Origin of the sequence: Niallia sp. Sow4_A1, from assembly GCF_052116745.1 — a bacterium.
Lineage (GTDB): Bacteria > Bacillota > Bacilli > Bacillales > Cytobacillaceae > Niallia > Niallia hominis.
On record NZ_JBQKKM010000002.1, the window covers coordinates 1 to 22,113 of the forward strand.

Annotated in this window: 17 protein-coding genes and 2 pseudogenes; 15 read left to right on the forward strand and 4 right to left on the reverse strand. The window is 37.4% G+C overall.

Features of this window, described 5'->3' with window-relative positions:
- Positions 1–394 precede the first annotated feature (394 nt).
- Both ACTQ5K_RS01215 and ACTQ5K_RS01220 read right to left on the reverse strand, forming a co-directional pair.
- The gene (locus ACTQ5K_RS01215; RefSeq protein ID WP_441131836.1) at positions 395–1,279 is read right to left on the reverse strand and encodes an SDR family oxidoreductase; all 885 of its coding nucleotides are present in this window, start codon (positions 1,277–1,279) and stop codon (positions 395–397) included.
- Between the two features lie 111 nt (positions 1,280–1,390).
- Positions 1,391–1,768: a YgaP-like transmembrane domain gene (locus ACTQ5K_RS01220; protein ID WP_065429138.1), complete on the reverse strand. Its 378-nt coding sequence runs from the start codon at positions 1,766–1,768 to the stop codon at positions 1,391–1,393.
- A gap of 171 nt (positions 1,769–1,939) precedes the next feature.
- On the opposite strand from ACTQ5K_RS01220, the gene ACTQ5K_RS01225 reads away from it, so the two are divergent.
- From ACTQ5K_RS01225 to ACTQ5K_RS01275, 11 genes and pseudogenes are all read left to right on the forward strand, one after another.
- Complete coding sequence (locus tag ACTQ5K_RS01225; protein ID WP_441131835.1) at positions 1,940–3,685, forward strand: adenine deaminase C-terminal domain-containing protein; 1,746 nt, start codon at positions 1,940–1,942, stop codon at positions 3,683–3,685.
- 138 nt (positions 3,686–3,823) lie between these two features.
- On the forward strand, positions 3,824–4,864 hold the full coding sequence (locus ACTQ5K_RS01230; RefSeq protein WP_235252050.1) for a DUF3048 domain-containing protein: 1,041 nt from the start codon (positions 3,824–3,826) through the stop codon (positions 4,862–4,864).
- A 77-nt stretch (positions 4,865–4,941) separates the two neighbouring features.
- Positions 4,942–5,256, forward strand: a complete 315-nt coding sequence (locus ACTQ5K_RS01235; protein WP_031540068.1) for a YerC/YecD family TrpR-related protein — start codon at positions 4,942–4,944, stop codon at positions 5,254–5,256.
- A gap of 487 nt (positions 5,257–5,743) precedes the next feature.
- Positions 5,744–6,436 (forward strand): heptaprenylglyceryl phosphate synthase, encoded by a 693-nt coding sequence (locus ACTQ5K_RS01240; RefSeq protein ID WP_031540067.1) that lies wholly within the window; start codon positions 5,744–5,746, stop codon positions 6,434–6,436.
- Between the two features lie 54 nt (positions 6,437–6,490).
- Positions 6,491–7,174, forward strand: a pseudogene (locus tag ACTQ5K_RS01245) (UvrD-helicase domain-containing protein); the annotation flags it as partial.
- Between the two features lie 746 nt (positions 7,175–7,920).
- Positions 7,921–9,801 carry a group II intron reverse transcriptase/maturase gene (gene ltrA, locus ACTQ5K_RS01250; RefSeq protein ID WP_441993292.1) on the forward strand — a complete coding sequence of 627 codons (1,881 nt, stop codon included), beginning with the start codon at positions 7,921–7,923 and terminating at the stop codon, positions 9,799–9,801.
- A gap of 96 nt (positions 9,802–9,897) precedes the next feature.
- Positions 9,898–11,445 (forward strand): annotated as a pseudogene (locus ACTQ5K_RS01255) (3'-5' exonuclease); the annotation flags it as partial.
- A gap of 17 nt (positions 11,446–11,462) precedes the next feature.
- The gene (ligA, locus tag ACTQ5K_RS01260) at positions 11,463–13,487 is read left to right on the forward strand and encodes an NAD-dependent DNA ligase LigA (protein ID WP_441993294.1); all 2,025 of its coding nucleotides are present in this window, start codon (positions 11,463–11,465) and stop codon (positions 13,485–13,487) included.
- Positions 13,484–14,599: a CamS family sex pheromone protein gene (locus ACTQ5K_RS01265; protein ID WP_031538086.1), complete on the forward strand. Its 1,116-nt coding sequence runs from the start codon at positions 13,484–13,486 to the stop codon at positions 14,597–14,599. Before ligA ends, ACTQ5K_RS01265 begins: the two co-directional genes overlap by 4 nt.
- Before the next feature lie 276 nt (positions 14,600–14,875).
- On the forward strand, positions 14,876–15,334 hold the full coding sequence (locus ACTQ5K_RS01270; protein ID WP_031538084.1) for a YueI family protein: 459 nt from the start codon (positions 14,876–14,878) through the stop codon (positions 15,332–15,334).
- A gap of 178 nt (positions 15,335–15,512) precedes the next feature.
- The gene (locus ACTQ5K_RS01275; protein WP_031538082.1) at positions 15,513–15,941 is read left to right on the forward strand and encodes an organic hydroperoxide resistance protein; all 429 of its coding nucleotides are present in this window, start codon (positions 15,513–15,515) and stop codon (positions 15,939–15,941) included.
- A gap of 84 nt (positions 15,942–16,025) precedes the next feature.
- Here ACTQ5K_RS01275 and ACTQ5K_RS01280 read toward each other — a convergent pair whose 3' ends face one another.
- Positions 16,026–16,457, reverse strand: a complete 432-nt coding sequence (locus ACTQ5K_RS01280; RefSeq protein WP_031538081.1) for a MarR family winged helix-turn-helix transcriptional regulator — start codon at positions 16,455–16,457, stop codon at positions 16,026–16,028.
- 216 nt (positions 16,458–16,673) lie between these two features.
- Between ACTQ5K_RS01280 and ACTQ5K_RS01285 the strand changes: the two genes are divergently transcribed.
- The 4 genes from ACTQ5K_RS01285 (at position 16,674) to gatB (ending at position 20,951) form a co-directional block, all read left to right on the forward strand.
- Positions 16,674–17,501 carry a VanW family protein gene (locus ACTQ5K_RS01285; protein ID WP_441993467.1) on the forward strand — a complete coding sequence of 276 codons (828 nt, stop codon included), beginning with the start codon at positions 16,674–16,676 and terminating at the stop codon, positions 17,499–17,501.
- 247 nt (positions 17,502–17,748) lie between these two features.
- Positions 17,749–18,039: an Asp-tRNA(Asn)/Glu-tRNA(Gln) amidotransferase subunit GatC gene (gene gatC, locus ACTQ5K_RS01290; RefSeq protein WP_031538078.1), complete on the forward strand. Its 291-nt coding sequence runs from the start codon at positions 17,749–17,751 to the stop codon at positions 18,037–18,039.
- Positions 18,040–18,053: 14 nt separating this feature from the next.
- Complete coding sequence (gene gatA, locus ACTQ5K_RS01295) at positions 18,054–19,511, forward strand: Asp-tRNA(Asn)/Glu-tRNA(Gln) amidotransferase subunit GatA (protein ID WP_031538076.1); 1,458 nt, start codon at positions 18,054–18,056, stop codon at positions 19,509–19,511.
- Between the two features lie 12 nt (positions 19,512–19,523).
- Positions 19,524–20,951, forward strand: coding sequence for an Asp-tRNA(Asn)/Glu-tRNA(Gln) amidotransferase subunit GatB (gene gatB / locus ACTQ5K_RS01300; RefSeq protein WP_031538074.1), 1,428 nt, complete (start codon positions 19,524–19,526; stop codon positions 20,949–20,951).
- A 414-nt stretch (positions 20,952–21,365) separates the two neighbouring features.
- On the opposite strand, the gene plsY is transcribed toward gatB, so the two are convergent.
- On the reverse strand, positions 21,366–21,986 hold the full coding sequence (plsY, locus tag ACTQ5K_RS01305; RefSeq protein WP_031538072.1) for a glycerol-3-phosphate 1-O-acyltransferase PlsY: 621 nt from the start codon (positions 21,984–21,986) through the stop codon (positions 21,366–21,368).
- Positions 21,987–22,113: the final 127 nt, after the last annotated feature.

Genomic DNA, 22,113 nt, shown 5'->3' on the forward strand with positions numbered 1-22,113 from the left:
AGGTAACAGAGGAGTCGTCTCTGAGCCCAAAATCAAGCAAAAGCGCCCTTCAAGGTAACAGAGGAGTCGTCTCTGAGCCCAAAATCAAGCAAAAGCGCCCTTCGAGGTAACAGAGGAGTCGTCTCTGAGCCCGAAATCAAGCAAAAGCCGTCTTCGAGGTAACAGAGGAATCGTCTCTGAGCCCAAAATCAAGCAAAAGCGCCCTTCAAGGTAACAGAGGAGTCGTCTCTGAGCCCGAAATCAAGCAAAAGCCGCCTTCGAGGTAACAGAGGAGTCGTCTCAGAGCCCAAAATCAAGCAAAAGCGCCCTTCAAGGTAACAGAGGAGTCGTCTCTAAGCCCAACAACATAAAAAATCCAACCTCTAGGTAACAGAGACACTTCCCCCATTTAAACTTAAGCCAATTCAATCCCACCGGTAATACCATATATTTGAGCAGTAACATAGCTAGATTCATCAGATGCCAGAAATACATAAGTACTTGATAATTCAACTGGCTGTCCAGCACGTTTCAAAGGTGCTTGCTGGCCGAATGAAGGAATAGCTTCACTTGGCTGTCCACCTGTAATTTGTAAGGCTGTCCAAATAGGGCCTGGTGCAACAGAATTTACTCGGATTCCTTTAGAAGCCAATTGTTTGGCAAGGCCTCGAGTAAAGCCGTTAATGGCGAATTTGGATGGGGCATAATCTAATAAGTTTGGACTTGGATTATAGCCTTGAACAGAGGAGGTTGTGATAATAGAAGCTCCCTTTGGCAAGTATGGAAGTGCCGCTTTCACTACCCAATATAAAGAAAATACGTTTACTTCAAAGGTTTTTCGGAGCTGCTCTGTTGATAAATCTAGAATATCATCAACAGCCTGTTGTTTTCCGGCTACTAAAGCTAATACGTCTAGTCCACCTAATTCCTGATAAGCTTTATCCACTAATTCTTTACAGAAGCTCTCATCACTTAAGTCTCCAGGTATCAGCACTGCCTTTTGTCCCTCTGCTTCGATTAATTTCTTTACTTCATCAGCATCTTCTTGTTCAGCTGGTAAGTAATTAATGGCTACATCAGCACCTTCACGGGCATAAGCAATGGCAGCTGCACGACCAATGCCAGAATCGCCACCAGTTACTAATGATTTTCGTCCTTTTAATCTTCCAGAGCCCTTATAGCTTGTTTCCCCACAATCAGGCTGGGGATCCATTTTAGCTTGTACACCAGGAGGCTCCTGATATTGTTTTGGAAATTCATCATTATAATATAGATCCAATGGATTTTTTGGATTTGCCATTTTATCAACTCCTTCGTTCATTTTATGTTATTGCATTTACCACCTTAAGGCATTCCTAAACATAAACAAGATAAAGGCCATCCGATATATTGGATAGCCCATAGCAATGTTTTATTTTTTCATATCGTCTGGAGAAAATATTTTCTCTGGACTAAACTGTTCCATCATTTCTGCAACTCCATGAGAGGAAGAAGAATCTTTTGCCTCGGAATCGTGGGAAGATGGTGATGGACTGTGAGAGCTTTGATTTTGCGTGTGTTTGTGCTGGAATTTAGGCATCATTTCATCCTTTTTTCCATAAAGCGCAACTAATGGACAATAACGGACGATACCTTCTGCGATTTTCATCCCAGCTAGCAATGCAATTAGAAAATATGATTGTCGATAAGGCTTCTTCGTCATTTTTGCCGTGCTCCATGCAAGGAATGCACAACCACAAGTAATACGAATAAGCGCATTAATTAAACTTATATTTTGTTTTGGATTCATAAGTTTCGTTCCTCCTACATAAATTTAACAAAACAGTAATATGAATTAATATTTTATATGGTAAAATAATGTTAATCTTAGGAAATTACATAGCAATTCCTAATATATTCAAAGAGAAATCGTTCCATTTTTTATATACATGAGACAGACCATGAAAAGGGAGGAAGCGTAGTGTTAGCTCAGCGATATCGATGGAAAAACAAAGTTTTGCGTGACCATGTATCCATTTTGAATGGTGAAAAATCCCCCACAATCATTCTAAAAAATGCAACTTATTTAAATCAGATATTACGCAAGTGGCTTATAGCAAATATCTGGATATATCAAGATAGAATCATTTATGTGGGCAATGACATGCCCATCCGAATAGATCAAGCAGAAATTGTTGATTGCACAGAACTTTTTTTAGTTCCAGGATATATAGAACCACATGCTCATCCTTTTCAAATATATAATCCCCTAACCTTAGCCCAATATACATCACAATTTGGTACAACTACATATGTGAATGATAACCTTGTTTTGGCTATGCAGTTAGAAAAAAAGAAAGCGTTTACTTTTTTGAACTTTATGAAGGACATTCCATCTACGATATTATGGTGGAGTAGATATGATGCACAAACAGAGCTACAAGATGAAGAGCAAGTTTTTTCCCATGGAAATGTAAAAAGTTGGATAGAGAATGATGCAGTAATTCAAGGTGGAGAATTAACAGGCTGGCCGAAACTTTTAGACGGTGATGATATGATGCTTCACTGGATGCAGGAGACAAAGCGTCTGAGAAAGCGAATCGAGGGACATTTTCCGGGAGCATCTGAGAAAACGCTCGCAAAATTAATGCTTCTGGGAGTAGATAGTGATCATGAAGCAATGACAGGGAAAGAGGTGCTGAATCGTTTGCTTCAAGGGTATAAAGTAAGTCTTAGGTACTCTTCTATCCGACCAGATTTGCCTAAATTGCTAAAGGAAATGAAAGAATTGGGAATTGATCAGTATGATCGTTTAATGTTAACTACAGACGGATCTCCGTCCTCTTTTTACGAAAATGGGCATATTGATCAGCTCATTCGAATAGCAATGGATCATGGTGTACCATTAATAGATGCTTATAATATGGCAACCATTAATATCGCTAACTTTCATGGGATTGAACATTTACATGGCAACATTGCAACAGGGAGAGTTGCGAATATCAACTTACTGAAGGCGAAAGATAATCCAACGCCTGTCTCTGTGTTAGCCAAAGGAATTTGGGTGAAGAAAGATCGTAAAGAAATAAAGGAAGCCTATCCATCGGTTGAGTGGGAGCAATTTAATTTAACCCCCCTTGATATAAAATGGAATGTAAATAGCCTTGACATGCAATTTTCGATGCCCTTTGGAATAAGATTAGAGAATGCAGTAATTACCAAACCATATTCCATCTCGATTAACGTTTCTGATGCAATTCTCACAGAGGAACACGATGAATGTTATTTTATGCTCTTAGATCGAGAGGGAGAATGGCGAATCAACACTTTATTGAAGGGATTTACAAAGGAAATTGGCGGAATGGCTAGCTCTTATACAGGAGATGGAGATATAGTTTTATTAGGAAAAAGCCATGCTGATATGATAACCGCATTTAATCGCTTAAAGGAGATAGGTGGAGGCATTGTTCTGGTGAAAAACGGAAAGGTAGACATTGAAATTCCATTGCCATTAAGAGGAATGATGGCTGCTATGCCAATGGAGGAGCTTATTAAAAAAGAGAAGGAATTACTGCAGTATATTAAAGATAGAGGTTACCAGTATGAGGATCCTATCTATACCATTGTGTTTTTCACCTCCACCCATTTGCCATATATTCGGATTACGCAAAAAGGTTTATTTGATGTTATGAATAAAAGTGTACTCTTTCCAGCGATAATGCGTTAAAATATAAAAGAGTTCTATTGTTTAATTAGAATATTCTGATATATTAAATAAGTAAGGATTTACTCCCATAAAGGGAGTAGATGTTATAAACGACACAGACCATTTAACATCATGTTGATGGATTACTAGGAGGGGACTATGAAGAAAAGATGGTTTGTTTTTCTATTTCTGCTTCTTACCTTAACGGCCTGCAACAGCGAACCGAAGGATGTAGGAAAACATAATGGTAATCAAACCGGCAATGGTGCTAAGGAAGAAGAGGGATTAACAGACCTTGCTACTTTATATCCATTAACTGGTTTGCCTAGCAATACAGAAAGTACAGACCGTGCAGTTACTGTTATGGTTAATAATCATCCTGATGCAAGACCACAAACAGGACTGACAGATGCAGATATTGTGTATGAAGTATTAGCAGAAGGTGAAGTTACTCGGTTTCTAGCGGTTTTTCAAAGTACAAAGCCTACAGTAGTTGGGCCTGTCCGTAGTTCACGAGACTATTATATCGAGCTTGCAAAGGGTTATAATAGTTTGTATATTGCACATGGCTATAGTCCAGAAGCAAAAAAACTGCTTACAAACGGTTATATTGATAATTTAAACGGCATGGAGTATGATGGAACCCTCTTTAAAAGGTCCTCTGATCGAGTTGCTCCGCATAATTCTTACATAAGCTTTGCCAACATTGAGAAGGGTGCAAAGGAGAATAATTATTCGTTATCAGGAGCACCAGAACCATTACAATTTTTAAAAACAAAAGAACTAGAGGAAATAGAGGGCGAAGAGGCAACCTCTGTCACTATTAATTATGGTACGAATCCAAGCTTTAATTCACAGTTTTTATATGAAGATGATATCCAGAAATATATTCGATTCTCTAATGGGGAACAAACAGTTGATTATGAAACAAATGCATCCGTGGCAGTAGATAATGTGTTTATAATTGAAACTAGTCATAAGGTTATTGATAATAAAGGAAGAAAAGAAATTGATTTAACATCTGGCGGCAACGCCTATTTGTTGCAGCAAGGAAAATGGCAGGAAGTTCATTGGGAAAATGTTGAAGGAAGACTTCTCCCATTTAAAGGAGATAAACAGGTAGGTTTTGTACCTGGGAAAACGTGGATTAATATAATCCCTTCGACTCCTGGACTAAAGAGCGCCGTAACGTTGAAATAATGATTGACTATTGGTAAGGCTGATTATTAAAAATGTTGCCTTTGATAAAAATAATGGATAAAAAATGGAGGTTTCCTATGCAAATTGATAAATTAAGAGGAAGAGAGTTGGATCAATTATTTGAATCCATTCTCTCCCTTGAATCATTGGAAGAATGCTATCAGTTTTTTGATGACTTATGTACAGTCAATGAAATTCAATCCCTTTCCCAACGGTTAGAAGTAGCAAGAATGCTAAGGGAAGGAAATACGTATCATACAATTGAAAAAGAAACAGGTGCAAGCACTGCAACTATATCCCGCGTTAAACGCTGCCTGAATTATGGAAATGATGCATATGAATTAGCGTTAGCACGAATTAAGAAAGAAGATCCAACTAAAATAGAAGAATAAGATTGCGAAAGGGATTGTCCCAAAAAAGACTAAATCTGAACGATTTTCTTTTTCGGGACAACCCTTTTATTTTTGAATTCTAGACAGTTTTTGATGAAAACAATGATTAATTTACTATGTGAGAAATGAAACAATTGCTTCCTCCTTTTCGTCCAATAGAAAAGAGAGGGGTTTCCTCCATTCCTTTTAAGAGTTAAGAAAGCATAAGTTTATGAAGTTGATTTGGTGTCCAGCTCCGGGCACCTAGGATTGATGGGCTTCACAACCTTTCCTTACGATAAGTTAACATCGGTTCACTAGAGTTGACCATGTTTTTTCCTATATCTCAGGAAAGGTTGGTCCACCTCACACGCTCCTAAATGGGTGTCCTCCGCTTTTCTAATCACCAAGAAATATTTACAAGCAGTTAATCGGAAGGATTTCTTTTTTGATGGAATATCTAATGCTATAATGAAATGATGTAAAGGTTAGAATGGAGGAAGTTTGCATGTATGATGTGCGCGAATGGCGTCATGTATTTAAATTAGACCCGAATAAGGAAATTTCAGATGAAGCGCTAGATCGTTTATGTGAATCTGGTACAGATGCAATCATCATTGGAGGAACGGATGGCATAACATTAGATAATGTCCTAAATCTAATGGCGCGTGTTCGTCGCTATACTGTTCCTTGTATATTAGAAGTGTCAACAATAGATTCGGTTTCACCCGGATTTGATTTATATTTTATTCCAACTGTTTTAAATAGCAGGGATACAAAATGGATAACTGGTCTTCACCATGAAGCAGTGAAGGAATATGGCGAGCTTATGGATTGGGATGAATTTTTGATTCAAGGCTACTGTGTGTTAAATAAAGACTGTAAAGTAGCGGAATTAACAAATGCCCAGACAGAATTATCCGAAGAAGATATCGCAGCATATGCCTTAATGGCAGAAAAGATGTTTCATTTGCCCATTTTTTATTTGGAATATAGCGGAGCATATGGAGAACCTTCGATTGTAAAAGCTGCAAAGAGTCAATTAAGTAAAACCATTCTGTTCTATGGTGGAGGTATTGAAACAGTCGAACAGGCTGAGGAAATGGCAAATTATGCAGATGTAATTGTTGTCGGAAATATAATTTACACAGACATATCTGCCGCATTGCGAACGGTCGAAATAAAAAAGAGTTATCGTTGAATAACCAATGAAGCTAGGTTAAAATAGAATATATGTTCTTATGGTGGTGAAAAGATGCAATTTTTAACAGATAAAATACTAAATGGATTAAATCCAGAACAGAAGGAAGCTGTTAAAGCGACAGAGGGTCCTTTATTAATTATGGCAGGTGCAGGAAGTGGGAAAACCCGAGTTTTAACACAGAGAATTGCCTATCTTATGGTGGAAAAGGGGGTTAATCCATACAATATCTTAGCAATTACGTTTACAAATAAAGCGGCGAAGGAAATGCGTCAGAGAATAGCAGCTGTTTTAGGCGGAGCAAGTGAGGATATATGGATATCAACCTTTCACTCGATGTGTGTGCGGATATTAAGAAAAGATATTGATCGAATTGGCTATAACCGAAACTTTACGATATTGGATACAACAGATCAGCAGTCTGTTATTAAAGGCATCCTGAAAGACCGAAACATTGATCCGAAGAAATATGATCCCCGTGCTATTCTAGCAAGTATTAGTTCTTCAAAGAATGAGCTTGTTACTCCAGAAGAATTTGCGAAGACTGCAGGCGATTACTTTTCACAAATTGTTAGTGATGTATATACAGAGTATCAAAGACGCTTGCGCAAAAACCAAGCCTTGGATTTCGATGATTTAATCATGCAGACAATCCATCTATTTCAAAGAGTACCAGAAGTTTTAGAATACTATCAACGTAAGTTTCAATATATTCATGTAGATGAGTATCAGGATAGTGCGACACGTTTCTAACTGAAAAGGTTAGACACTAGCGTAATGCTAGGAGAACTAAGAATCTGAAGAGTCGAATGATGGGGTAACGCCCTGAAAGGCTCGCCTAATCCTCCGAATAGCGTTCAGGTGGTGCAAAACACTTGAGGGTTATAAGCTCGGTGAAGTCGGTTGAAGGTCATCCTAACGAGAAAGACGAGGAAAGCTCTCTGGAGGCAGGGGGTATGGCTGATAGACCGGGGTTCTACAAGACAATCTATGGTGAGAAATTAGATGTCACAGCCATCTATTGACGAAATTCCGAATGTACGGCTCTAGAGATATAGCTATTCGAAACGGATAGTCCCGCATGTCGGGGTTAGTGAGGTAGAGTAAAATTTGTCTTTATGAAATACCTTATGATGTTACAGGCATCATCCAGCTAACAGGGCTAGAGGAATCACCTACGGATTGTGAATGAACAGATAGGATTCTTGGAACGTGGTAAGCCGATAACGTGGAGAGTTTGCATTCTATGAAGCGGTAGCAGGGAAAGCATATATGTCGAAAGTGTATATGTATAACCTCTTTTATGTCGGTGAAGGTAATGGCACAGTACCAAAGAAACTGTTATAACAAACAGTGGAGGGATAGCCATTAGTCAACTGTTAGAAGACGACATTATTAAAACAGAAATTTCAGGTTCGAGTATGACTAAGAGAAATGAAAGCTGAAATTACAAACCCAATTTGGGAATGTAAAGAGGTGAGTAATTGACTGAAACCCATGCGAAGCCGAAGAAGTTAAAAAGTCAAAAGCTGAGAAACAATGAGTATTACAACACACAAGACATGTTTGACCAGTTATATCAGCTAAGTTCGGAAGGAAAAACTTTTAATAAGTTATATGAATTAGTTCTACACCCTGCAAATGTTAAACTTGCTTTTCGTAACATCAAGAAAAACAAGGGAAGTAAGACAGCGGGAGTGAATCAAAACACTATATTCGAAATCGGACTTAGAAGCCCTGATATGCTTGTACAATATGTTAAAAAACGCCTAGATGATTATAAACCTCATAAAGTGAAACGTAAGGAAATCCAAAAGCCAAATGGCGGCATTCGTCCTTTAGGAATTCCTACTATTGAAGATAGACTTATTCAACAATGCTTATTACAAGTTCTTGAACCTATATGCGAGGCTCGCTTTCATAAACATAGCTATGGATTCAGACCTCATCGGAGTCAAATCCACGCATATTCAAGGGCTGTAACATTAGCAAACAAAAACAAACTACATTATGTAGTAGATGTTGATATTAAAGGTTTCTTCGATAACGTTGATCATGGGAAGTTGCTTAAACAACTATGGACGATTGGAATTAGGGATAAACGTATTCTTTCGATTATAAGTAAGATGCTCAAAGCTGAGGTTAAAGGAATTGGGAAACCTACTAAGGGAACTCCACAGGGAGGAATTCTTTCTCCGTTACTTTCAAATGTAGTATTGAATGAATTCGACTGGTGGATAAGTAATCAGTGGGAAACAATTAAGACGAGAAAGGATTACACAAAGATACGTGTAATTGGTGGAAAACAGCGGTTTGACCAAACGGTGAAATACGCCACCCTTAAAAGGTATACCAAGTTAAAGGAAATGTTTATTGTAAGATATGCAGATGACTTTAAAATCTTTTGTCGAGACCACAAAACCGCATTTATTATATTTGAATCTTCTAAGCAGTGGTTAAAGGAAAGATTAGGCCTTGAAATCAGCAATGAGAAATCGAGAGTAGTCAATTTACGTAAGAACTATTCGGAGTTTCTAGGGTTTAAGTTCAAAGTAGTTCCAAAAGGCAAAAAGCGTGTTGTTAAATCGCATATGACAGATAAATCACGACGCAAGGTAATTGAGAAAATAAAAACAAAAGCTGAATTTATTCGAAGAAAACCGAATAAGGCTGAAGTAACTAAATTTAACTCAACTATCTTGGGAATTCACAATTATTATCGGTATGCGACACATACGACAAAGGATTTCAGTGAAATTTCTTACTCAGTCAAACGAATCCTGTATAACAAGCTTAAAAAAGCAAAGAGTTCAAAGGGAGTTATCACACCATTCTTTCAAAAAGCATATAAAGATTATCTTAATAAAAAGAAATTCTTTGCGTGTGGCATGATGTTATTCCCGATAGATGGGGTGAAACACAAAAGCCCTTTGAACTTTACTCAGGAGAAAAACTCTTATACCGAAAGTGGACGAATCTTGGTTCACAATAGCCAAGAGGCTGTATCGCCATTCATGGTACATTATTTGATGGAAAACCCAATAAAATCGGAGAGTATGGAATACAATGACAATCGACTCTCAAAATATATTGCTCAATTAGGTAAATGTGCAATAACACGTAAAGATTTAATCATTGGGGAAATGGAACTCCATCATAAAAAGCCTAGAAATAAAGGTGGAACGGACGCTTATCAAAACCTTATATTTATATGTAAGGAAGTCCATAAGTTAATCCATGCGGTAAAGGAAAACACCATTAATAAGTACCTTAATGTACTGAATCTTAATGAAGAACAACTGAGTAAAGTTAACGCTCTTCGTAAAAAAGTGGGCAACTGTGTAATTGATAATGTAACGAGCTAGTAGTTGATGGGGCGCCGTATGAGGTGAAAGTCTCACGTACGGTGCTAAGCGGGGGAAAAGATGGAGATTACTTCAAAGTCTTACCTATCGCAACCGAATAGATCACAATATATGCTAGTAAAACTTTTAGCAAGCCGATTCCGCAATCTCTGTGTAGTTGGGGACTCTGATCAGTCTATTTATGCATGGCGTGGTGCAGATATATCCAACATCCTTTCTTTTGAAAAGGATTATCCAAATGCAAAAGTAGTAATGCTGGAACAAAACTATCGTTCCACAAAACGAATTCTGCAAGCCGCGAATCAGGTCATTGCCAATAATTCTGGTCGTAAAGATAAAAATTTATGGACAGAAAATGAAGATGGCAACAAGATATACTATTACCGAGCTGATAGTGAGCAAGGGGAAGCGCAATTTGTTATTGGGAAAATTCAAGAATTAAGAAGAGAAACATCTCTTAACTTATCGGATATAGCTATCCTTTATCGAACAAACGCACAATCACGTGTAATGGAGGAAATGCTTCTTAAGTCAAATATTGAATATTCGATTGTTGGAGGTATAAAGTTCTACGATCGAAAGGAAATTAAAGATACACTTGCTTATCTTCGTCTGATTGCAAATCCGGATGACGATATTAGCTTCCAACGGGTCATTAACGTTCCAAAGCGTGGAATTGGCTCTAGTTCAGTTGATAAAATCGCTAATTTCGCAGCAATGCATGATATGTCCATGTATCAAGCATTAGAGGCCGTTGAATTAATTGGCTTAAGTCCAAAGATTACGAAGGCTGCAAGTGAATTCCGTGATTTAATTCAAAATTATACAAGAATGCAGGAATATTTATCTGTGACAGAACTTGTCGAAGAAGTTATTGATAAATCCGGCTATGTAGACATGTTAAAAGCGGAAAAGTCCATTGAAGCTCAAAGTAGATTAGAAAACATAGAAGAATTTATGTCTGTGTCGAAAAACTTTGAAGATGCTAATGACGATAAATCATTAATTGCTTTCCTAACAGATTTAGCATTGGTTGCCGACATTGATAAATTGGATGATGATGGAAAACAAGCAGATTCTGTTGTTTTAATGACATTGCACTCTGCAAAAGGTTTAGAATTCCCAATTGTTTTCTTAATTGGTTTGGAAGAAGGAGTTTTCCCACATTCTCGTTCATTAATGGAAGAAGGAGAGATGGAAGAGGAACGCCGTCTTGCATACGTAGGAATTACACGGGCAGAGAAGCAATTGTATTTAACAAATGCCCAGATGAGAACTTTATTTGGACGTACCAATATGAATCCACCTTCTCGGTTTGTAAAAGAAATTCCGGAAGATTTGCTTGAAGGTGTGAATCCTGTTTCGAATAGACAAAGAATGTCACCAGCACAAAGCGGCTCTCGAACTTCTTATTCCCAACAGCAGCCAACGAGAAAGGCAGTTATCCGTCCTGCTACAGTCGCAACAGGTGGAGAAGGAATCGGATGGAGTGTAGGCGATAAAGCAGTCCATGGTAAATGGGGTACTGGGACGGTTGTTAGTGTTAAAGGGGAAGGCGATTCAAAAGAGCTAGACATTGCTTTTCCAAGCCCAGTAGGCATTAAACGACTATTAGCTAAATTTGCACCGATTCAAAAAGGATAAGGAAAGGAAAAGGATATATGGAACAAACTCTTGCAGAGAAGCGAGTTAAAGAACTGCATAATTTATTAAATCAGTATGGGTATGAATATTATGTTCTGGACAATCCTTCTGTTCCTGATGCGGAATATGACGCATTATTAAATGAATTAATCCGTTTGGAAGAACAATTTCCGAGCTTAAGAACAAATGATTCTCCATCACAGCGAATTGGCGGAGAAATACTGGATATGTTCTCAAAGGTTCAGCATCAAAAACCGATGCTGAGCTTAGGGAATGCATTTAATGAGGCGGATTTACGCGATTTTGATCGAAAGGTTCGTGCGGCTATTGGGGAAGACTTTTCATACGTCTGTGAATTAAAGATAGATGGGCTTGCTGTTTCCCTTCGATATGAGAATGGCTTATTTGAACAAGGAGCAACGCGAGGAGATGGAACAACTGGAGAGGATATTACGGCGAATCTGAAAACGATTCGTTCTATTCCCCTACGTTTAAATCAACCGATCAGTTTAGAGGTTCGTGGCGAAGCATTTATGCCGAAAAAATCCTTCGAGGCACTTAATAAAATAAAGGATGAAAATGGGGAAGAGCCATTTGCCAATCCTAGAAATGCTGCAGCTGGTTCTTTACGTCAATTAGATCCGCGCATTGCGGCATCTCGAAACTTGGATATCTTCCTTTATGCCATTGGGGATGTTGGTCAGACTGGTGTTCAATCCCATAGTGAAGGACTGGATTTACTCGATACACTTGGATTCAAAACAAACAAAGAAAGAAAAAAATGTCAAACAATTGAGGATGTTTTACAGTATATTGAAGGCTGGCAGGAAAAACGTCCACACTTGCCCTATGAAATAGATGGTATTGTAATAAAAGTAGACGGTTTAGCTCAGCAAGAGCAGCTTGGAACAACTGCAAAAAGTCCGAGATGGGCGATAGCATACAAATTTCCCGCAGAGGAAGTAATGACAAAGCTTCTTGCCATTGAACTGAATGTGGGGAGAACAGGTGTTGTGACGCCAACTGCTGTATTAGAACCCGTAAAGGTTGCTGGAACAACGGTGAAAAGAGCATCACTACATAATGAGGACTTAATACGGGAAAAAGATATTAGACTCGGCGATATGGTTGTTGTCAAAAAAGCTGGTGATATTATTCCAGAAGTAGTGAATGTTTTAGTGGAAAAAAGAACCGGTGAAGAAGAAGAATTTCTAATGCCTACTCATTGTCCTGAATGTAATAGTGAACTTGTTCGATTAGAGGAAGAAGTAGCATTGCGCTGTATTAATCCAAAATGTCCTGCGCAAATTAGGGAAGGCTTAATTCACTTTGTTTCTAGAAATGCTATGAATATTGACGGGCTTGGTGAGCGAGTAGTGAGCCAATTATTTTCTGAAAAACTAATTGAAGATGTTGCGGACTTATACACATTAGATTATGAGCAACTCATTCAATTAGAAAGAATGGGCGAAAAGTCTGTGAATAATTTATTGCAAGCAATAGAAGCTTCAAAGCAAAATTCCCTTGAGAGGCTGTTGTTTGGCTTAGGAATTAGACATGTGGGAGCAAAAGCAGCGAAAACAATTGCAATGGAATTCAAACATATGGACCAGCTTGTTAAAGCATCAAAAGAAGAGTTAACGGCTATTAATGAAATTGGCGAAAAAATGGCTGACTCCATTGTCACTTTTTTTGAACAGGAAGAAGTGCTGGAATTAATCAATGAACTTAAAACCTATGGTGTTAACATGGAATATACGGGTCCATTACCAGTAACGACAGAAGATGCTGATTCCGTATTTGCTGGAAAAACCATTGTTTTAACAGGAAAGTTAGAACAACTTTCTCGTAATGAAGCTAAAGAACAAATTGAATTATTAGGTGGTAAAATAACAGGAAGTGTCAGTAAGAAAACAGATTTAGTCATTGCAGGAAATGATGCAGGAAGTAAATTAACAAAAGCGGAACAGTTAGGTCTTGAAGTATGGGATGAGGAAAAACTTATGGAAGAATTGAAGAACAAAGGTGTGTTTGGTGAATGAAAAAACACGTAATGATGGTGCTTGGACTAATATTAGTCCTATCAGCTTGTGCACCTAACTTTAATAAAGAAGAAGAAGTAAAGACAGAAGACGTAGATAGTAATACAACAGAAACAGCGATTATACCAAATTATAAAATCTCTGACGATTATTATAAGGTAGTTGTTCCATTCAAAGCTTCTGAAGCAAGGGGATTGGTTGTAAATAATTTAAATACCCGCTATGACATTGCTGAATTTGAAACAGGATTAATGCGAATTGCACAAAATGCATATGATCCAGAACAATACTTTTTCCAAGAAGGCCAGTATTTAGATAGCAGTTTAATCACCAATTGGCTTGGGAGAAAGTCTAGCAAGAATGCAAAGGGGTTAAATCCAGCTGGCGAGGAAAATGGCAAAGAGCCCATTTATTTAGCTCATATCCTCGAACATGATTATTTAGTGAAAACCGATGATAATAGTTTAAAGCTTGGTGGAATTTCAATTGGTTTGGCTATGAATTCAGTCTATTCCTATGTAGAAAAGGGAGCGGCAAAAGAACTGAAAATAGATCGAACAAAGCTTGAAAAAGAAGGGAAAAAAATTGCAATAGAGGTAGTAAAAAGAATTAGAGAAGTGGAAGGACTTGAAAAGGTTCCAATCATTATTTCTCTTTTTGAGCAGAAGGAAAGCTCCTCTGTTGTTCCTGGAAACTTTATTTCATATGCTAAGGTTGCAGGTGATAGCAAAAGTATAGGGGATTGGGAAGAGATTAATGAAAAATATATTTTATTCCCAAGCTCAGATACGCAATATAAGTCAGAAGCGGATGCATTTTCTTATTTTAAGCAGGACATTGAAAATTATTTTCCTAACTTTAATGGAGTTGTCGGAAGAGCTTTCTATGTGAATGATGAAATGCAGAATTTAAGTATTGAGATTCCGATTCAGTTTTATGGAGAAGCAGAAGCACTCGGCTTCACTCAATTTGTTGCAGGGAAGGTTATGGAACATTTTCCGCCAAATAATACCTCTTCTGTGCAGGTTAGCATTACCTCCGTATATGGCCCTGAAGCATTAATTGTTCGTGATGTTGATGCAGAAGAACCATTTATTCATATTTATCAATAAAGGGATACTTCCATAAATGGGAACTCTTGATCTCTCGTTTATGGTTAGTTGAACACCTTCTTCCTCGAATTTTATAAGCTAACGGTGTACTTACTGAAGGTTAAGAGGATAATGTCAGAGAGTTAATCATCATGCTTCCCTTGAAAAGTGGAATAACTGATGCCTAACTCTCTCTTTTTGTATCATGACAAAAAAATTTCAAAAAGGTACAAGGTTTTTTATCAGCAGAGTAGAGTATAGTATGAGAAAAGGAATCTATTTGAAGGAGTTGTGAACATGTCATCAAACCCTAACTTAGATGATTATATGCAAAAGGGAATGTATGGGGCAAAGGAAACAAAGCCAGAGGAACGAAGAAAATTTCTTGGTACTCTAAGAGAAAGAGTTGTGATTGCACTAAATCAATCCCAAGTAATTGAACCATCGCCCTACAAAGAAATACTTGATGCGATGAAAAAGAATACAGGTGCGAAGTTATATTTAAATGGTCATTTAGACTATTCATACTTATCGAAATATATTAAGGAAGCTAATCAAGCCAAAATGGAATACACGATTGTAACCAATAAAGAGGCAGATAGTGAAATTGGCTTATTAATTGCTTATGATCATGCGATTAATAAAGAAGATATTTATATCGGGGAACAAACAAACGATACAGTAGAAGAGGAATCTTCGCAAGATAGTCAGAAAAAGGGATTATTTACGACTATTGGAAAATGGTTTAGTAAGTAAGAAAAGGGCTCAAAAGGAGAAATCTTTTTGGGCCTTTTTGTTTAAAATAATTGTTGTAGGCATGTTTACTTTTTTTGAAAAGGGTAAATATGAAAAGAAAGTGCAAAATATTTGTTTTGTGAAATTATATTGTGTACAATGTATATGCGGAAAATAATAAATTATTGGAGGAATAATCATGAGCGATACAATTCTTACAACATCTGTTACAGCAACTGGTGGAAGAGAAGGTCGAGTAGAGTCAGAAGACTATGTTATTCAATTTGATACAGCGATGCCAGGAACTCAAAGAGCAAAGGAATTGGAGGATGCGACAAACCCTGAGCAATTATTTGCAGCTGGATATTCGGCATGTTTTGATGGTGCATTACAATTAATGGCGCAGAGAGAAAAAGTAAACTTTGACTCTGAAACAACAGCTAGTGTTAGCTTACTAAAGGATGAAACAGATCAAGGCTTTAAATTAGCTGTAAAATTATCTGTAAAAGGAACTGGAATTGAAAAGGATGTTTTAGAGGAGCTTGTACACAAAGCGCATAACTTCTGCCCCTACTCTAAAGCAACTAGAGGAAATATTGATGTTCAATTAGAAGTGGTTACAGCTTAATAGAAGCATAAAAAGAGAGCAGATGAAAGTACCTAAACTTTTATCTGCTCTCTTTATGTCTATCCTATTTTAAATCATGGTGCATTACGTGAGGTTTTGCAAAAGCTTTAATAGTGATTGCTTTAATTCAGTGATTTCTTCGTCTGATTTTCCAAAAAGCTTGAAAACTTCGGTTGGAATACATGCTGCTTTTTGCTGTAGAGAAGCTCCTTTGTCCGTTAAGGTAATGAGTACGGAACGCTCATCCTCAAGGGATCGCTTACGTTGGAGTAATTGTTGCTGTTCCATTCTCTTAAGCATTGGCGTTAGTGTACCAGAATCGAGGTATAAGTAATTTCCCATTTCCTTCACACTAAGACTTTTATGCTCCCATAGAAGTAAAAGAACTAGGTATTGTGGATAGGTTACATCTAGCTCCTCTAACAAGGGCTTATATTTTTTCGTTAATTCCCGTGAACTTGCATATAAAAGAAAACAAAGTTGGTTTTCTAATTTTAAAGAGTCTAATTCATTCATTGTTCGTCACCTAGCTTTTTAGTCTTCTAAATATTAACTATTGTATCGGATTTTGCGTGAATTTCCTATCTATTTGCCAAGAATGAGAAAAATAAAGCAATTTCTGTCTCGGGTATAAGGGATTTTTACTGCTTAACAACCCTCTTAGAAAAAAGAAGGATTTACGAAATAGTTAGCGAAATAAAGGAGAAAAGGGAAAAAATGGAGAGCGTATTTATGAATATTACAGCGTTAAGACCCAAAAAAAGGTCAGCCCTACGTCTTTATTTCGGGAAAAAATATTATACCACAAAGAGATATATGCAATGGATGAAAGCGAGAAAACACTATGCAAAGAAAAAGCAAAAGGCATTACTACCCCATTCTTATTTTACCCATAAAACAATGCTACTAAGAGAATTAAAGGATGTTGATATGAGGCTGCAGTATAACAAAATTATTAATTTAAAAGTGGCGGTTTCAAAAATAAATTTGATAGTCATAGAACCAGGAGAAACCTTTTCTTATTGGAGAACAATAGGCAAGCCCACTTATAAAAAGGGTTTTGTAGACGGGATGGTTCTGTATTCTGGGAGCTATCGTACTGGAGTTGGAGGAGGGCTGTGCCAGCTTTCTAATCTGATTTATTGGATGACATTACATACTCCGTTAACAGTGGTGGAAAGGCATCGCCATAGTTATGATGTTTTCCCTGATTCCAACCGAACACAGCCATTCGGTAGTGGCGCGACTTGTTCCTACAATTATTTAGACCTACAAATCAAAAATGAAACAGATACTACTTTTCAATTATGCTTAGAAGTAACAAATACCCATTTAAGTGGGGAATGGCTAGGGGCAGCACCTAGTTTATCTCATTATGAAGTGTTTGAAAAAGAGCATCAAATCACACCAGCCTATTTCGGCGGCTATATTCGCCATAATCAAATTTATCGAAAAAAATTTAATAGAAGAGGTGTATTATTGGAGGAAGAGTATATTACAGAAAATCATGCGTTAATGATGTATGAGCCACTCCTTTCCTCGCTGGAAAATAACCGATAAAAAGAGGGAGGTCCCTCTATTTTTACTTTAAAATAGAAATGAACGGAGCGACCAACTAAATCAAAATGGTATAATTGTAAAGACTATGTACATTTAATATGGATAAACATTTTTCAAGGAAAACAATCATTTATAAAGAAACGGCTTTCTTACAAGATATAATCTTACTTTCGGTTGCTTTCCTAATGATTTGTTTGCTATTATCAGATTATTGTATTGTACGTATAATGATGGAGGTGACATATATATGTCAAGAATTACAAAGGAAGAAGTAAAGCATGTTGCGAATCTAGCTAGACTTGCGATATCGGATGAGGAAGCAGAGCATTTTCAAAAGCAATTGGATGCTATTATTTCTTTTGCAGAAGAACTAAATGAATTAGACACAGAGGGAATTGAACCAACTTCCCATGTATTAGATATGAAAAATGTATTACGTGAAGATGTACCAACAAAGGGCTTACCTGTTGAGGAAGTTTTACGCAATGCGCCAGACCATCAGGATGGACAAATTAAAGTGCCATCTATCATTGAGTAAGGAGGGGAAATCATATGAGTCTTTTTGATCAAAAGATGACGGATTTACAGGAACTATTACATAAGAAAGAGATATCTGTTACAGATTTAGTAAAAGAATCGTATAATCGCATAAAAGACGTAGATGGGAAAGTACAAGCATTTTTAACATTAGATGAAGAAAATGCTTTATCACAAGCTAGCGTACTAGATAGCAAGCTTGTAAATGGGGAACATTCCGGGAGCCTATTCGGAATGCCGATTGGGATAAAGGATAATATTGTTACGAAGGATTTAAGAACAACTTGTTCGAGTAAAATCTTAGAGAATTTCCAACCGATTTATAATGCAACAGTTATGGACAAGCTGCAAGCAGCTGGAGCTATAACAATCGGAAAGCTAAACATGGATGAGTTTGCTATGGGATCTTCCACGGAAAATTCCTATTACCAAAAAACGAAAAATCCATGGAATCTTGAAACAGTTCCTGGTGGATCATCAGGTGGATCTGCTGCATCGGTTGCAGCGGGTGAAGTACTATTTTCCCTTGGATCAGATACTGGTGGCTCCATTCGTCAACCAGCAGCTTTCTGTGGGGTTGTCGGCTTAAAACCTACATATGGAAGAATTTCTCGCTTTGGTCTCGTTGCGTTCGCATCCTCACTTGATCAAATTGGACCAATTACACGTACGGTAGAAGACAATGCTTTCTTGCTTAATGCTATTTCTGGTTTAGATCCAATGGATTCTACTTCGGCAAATGTAGAGGTTCCTGATTTTACGAAAGGCCTAACGGGAGATATTAAGGGCATGAAAATAGCTGTGCCGAAAGAGTATCTAGCAGAAGGAGTAAACGAAACAGTTCGCCAATCTGTTTTAGATGCATTAAAGGTATTAGAAAAATTAGGCGCAACATGGGAAGAAGTTTCCTTGCCACATAGTAAATATGCCCTTGCTACATATTATTTATTATCTTCTTCAGAAGCATCTGCAAACCTTTCTCGTTTTGATGGGGTACGATATGGTTATCGTGCGGATAATGTGGAAACATTAATCGATCTGTATAAGCGTTCACGTGCAGAAGGATTTGGCGATGAAGTGAAGCGCAGAATTATGCTTGGAACCTTTGCTTTAAGCTCTGGCTATTATGATGCTTATTATAAAAAAGCACAAAAAGTACGTACATTAATTAAAAAAGATTTCGAAGATGTATTTGAAAAGTATGATGTTATTATTGGACCAACTACTCCAACACCAGCCTTTAAGTTAGGAGAAAATGTGGATGATCCATTAACGATGTATGCAAACGATATATTAACGATTCCAGTGAACTTAGCTGGCGTACCAGGTATATCGGTTCCTTGCGGCTTCTCTAACGGTTTGCCACTTGGTTTACAAATTATCGGTAAACACTTTGATGAAGCATCTGTATATAAAGTGGCTTATGCGTTTGAACAAGCTACAGATTATCATAAACAAAAACCAACGCTGTAAGGGGTGAAAAAGATGGAATTTGAAACAGTCATTGGGCTAGAGGTCCATGTAGAGTTAAAAACACAATCAAAAATATTCTCAGCAAGTCCCAATCACTTCGGTGCTGAGCCGAATACAAATACGACAGTAGTCGATTTAGGCTATCCTGGCGTACTACCTGTTTTAAATAAAAAAGCTGTAGAATATGGCATGAAAGCGTCTATGGCATTAAACTGTGAAATAGCGACGGAGACGAAATTTGACCGTAAAAACTATTTTTATCCAGATAATCCAAAAGCTTATCAAATCTCACAATTCGATAAACCGATTGGAGAGCATGGCTGGATTGAAATTGAAGTAGATGGCTATAAGAAAAAAATTGGGATTACCCGTGTGCATTTAGAAGAGGATGCAGGAAAACTGAATCATGAGAAAGGATATTCATTAGTGGACTTCAACCGTCAAGGAACGCCATTAATTGAAATCGTTTCTGAGCCAGATATTCGTACACCAAATGAAGCATATGCTTACTTGGAAAAATTGAAATCCATCATTCAATATACAGGCGTATCTGATTGTAAAATGGAAGAAGGTTCTTTGCGCTGTGATGCCAACATTTCGATTCGTCCTGTAGGACAAGAGGAATTTGGAACAAAAACGGAGCTGAAAAACTTAAACTCCTTTAACTTTGTTCGCAAAGGATTAGAGTATGAAGAACAACGACAAAGAGAGGTTGTTTCTTCAGGTGGTGTCATTAATCAAGAAACACGCCGCTTTGATGAAGCAACAAGTACAACATTGCTAATGCGTGTTAAAGAAGGTTCAGATGATTATCGTTATTTCCCCGAACCAGATTTAACAGATTTGTATATCGACGAAGATTGGAAAGCAAGAATTCGTGCGGAAATTCCAGAATTACCAGATGCAAGACAAAAGCGTTATATGGAAGAATGGGGCTTACCAGAGTACGATGCGAAAGTATTAACCGTTACGAAGGAAATGGCTGATTTCTTTGAAGGCACTGTTGCAAATGGAGCGGAGCCAAAGCTTGCTTCTAACTGGGTAATGGGCGATGTTTCTGCCTATTTAAACGCAGAGCAAAAGGAGCTAGCAGAAGTAAAGCTAACTCCAGAAAATCTTGCTGGTATGATAAAGCTCATTGGAAATGGAACAATCTCCAGTAAGATTGCAAAACAAGTTTTTAAAGAGTTGATTGAAAATGGCGGAGATGCGGAAGCGATTGTTAAAGAGAAAGGGCTAGTGCAAATCTCTGATGAAGGTGCATTGCTGAAAATCATCGGCGAAGTATTGGATAACAATCCTCAATCCATTGAAGACTTTAAAAATGGAAAACAAAAAGCAATTGGGTTTCTTGTTGGTCAATTGATGAAAGCGACAAAGGGACAAGCAAATCCACAAATGGTTAATAAATTATTAGTCGAAGAAATGAATAAAAGATAAGAAGGGAATCTATCTCCCCTTTAGCTGTCAGCAAATGTTGAAAACGACTTTGCTGGCAGCTTTTTTAATGGGAAAAGAGGGGGAGGATGGCAAAACTAGCTTGGATAGTGGTATATATTCTAGTCGAACGTGGAAATCAGCCAACCCAACGATAAATCAGCCAAAGTAGGAGGGAAATCAGCCAAACCAGCGATAAATCAGCCAAAGTAGGAAGGGAATCAGCCGAACTAGCGATAAATCAGCCAAACCACCATCCCCATCCCAGCACTTCCCTCCACAACCTCCAAAATCAAAATAAAGGAGCAACTCTTAAAAGAGCAACTTCTTTATTTTGATTTCCATTCATTCGACAGTATTTCCCAGGAAAAGTCCGTAATCAACAATTTCCTGAAAAGCTTGTCCAATTAAGGGGAATCAGCCTATTTTCTTCGGGTTAATTCGATCCTTTTTTATGTTTTTATCATTAATTTTAGGTTCTTGATGATGAATAAAATTAAGAATATTAGAGCGATGTAAAAAGATTAATAGTATTAAAAACAAGAAAAAGAGCCAGTCATGTTGGATGGTAGGAGATAATAGCGCATATAAAAAAATGATTATTCCTACTGAAATACTACCCAAGAATACATATTTTGTTATAAAAATAACAGCGAAGAATGCAAAATAGGTAATGAAAAACAAAGCTGGATTGGCAACGAGAAGGGTCCCTGCTGTAGTTGCAATTGCTTTTCCACCACGGAATCTAGCGAAAATTGGAAAGCAATGACCAATGACAGCGACTAATCCAGTGTATAACGGATTTATATCTACCATTAGCAAGTATGGTAAGCATGTGGCTAGCGCTCCTTTTCCGACATCAAGTAGTAAAACGGCAATCCCAGCTTTTTTGCCTAACACGCGAATAGAATTAGTAGCTCCTGGGTTAAAACTGCCATGTTTACGAATGTCTATACCATAAAAAACCTTGCCGATAATTAAGGCAGTTGGAAAAGAACCGATTAAGTAAGAAGCTAGGATAATAATAATCAAGTGCATTTCTCCTTTGACATAATCTTAAGTTTACTAGAATTAAACAATATTTTTTTTCTTCTTTTATTCTATGCAGCAAAAGGGAGAAGATTGTTTCCTTCTCCCTATATTATAAATAAAAGATGCTGTTTTT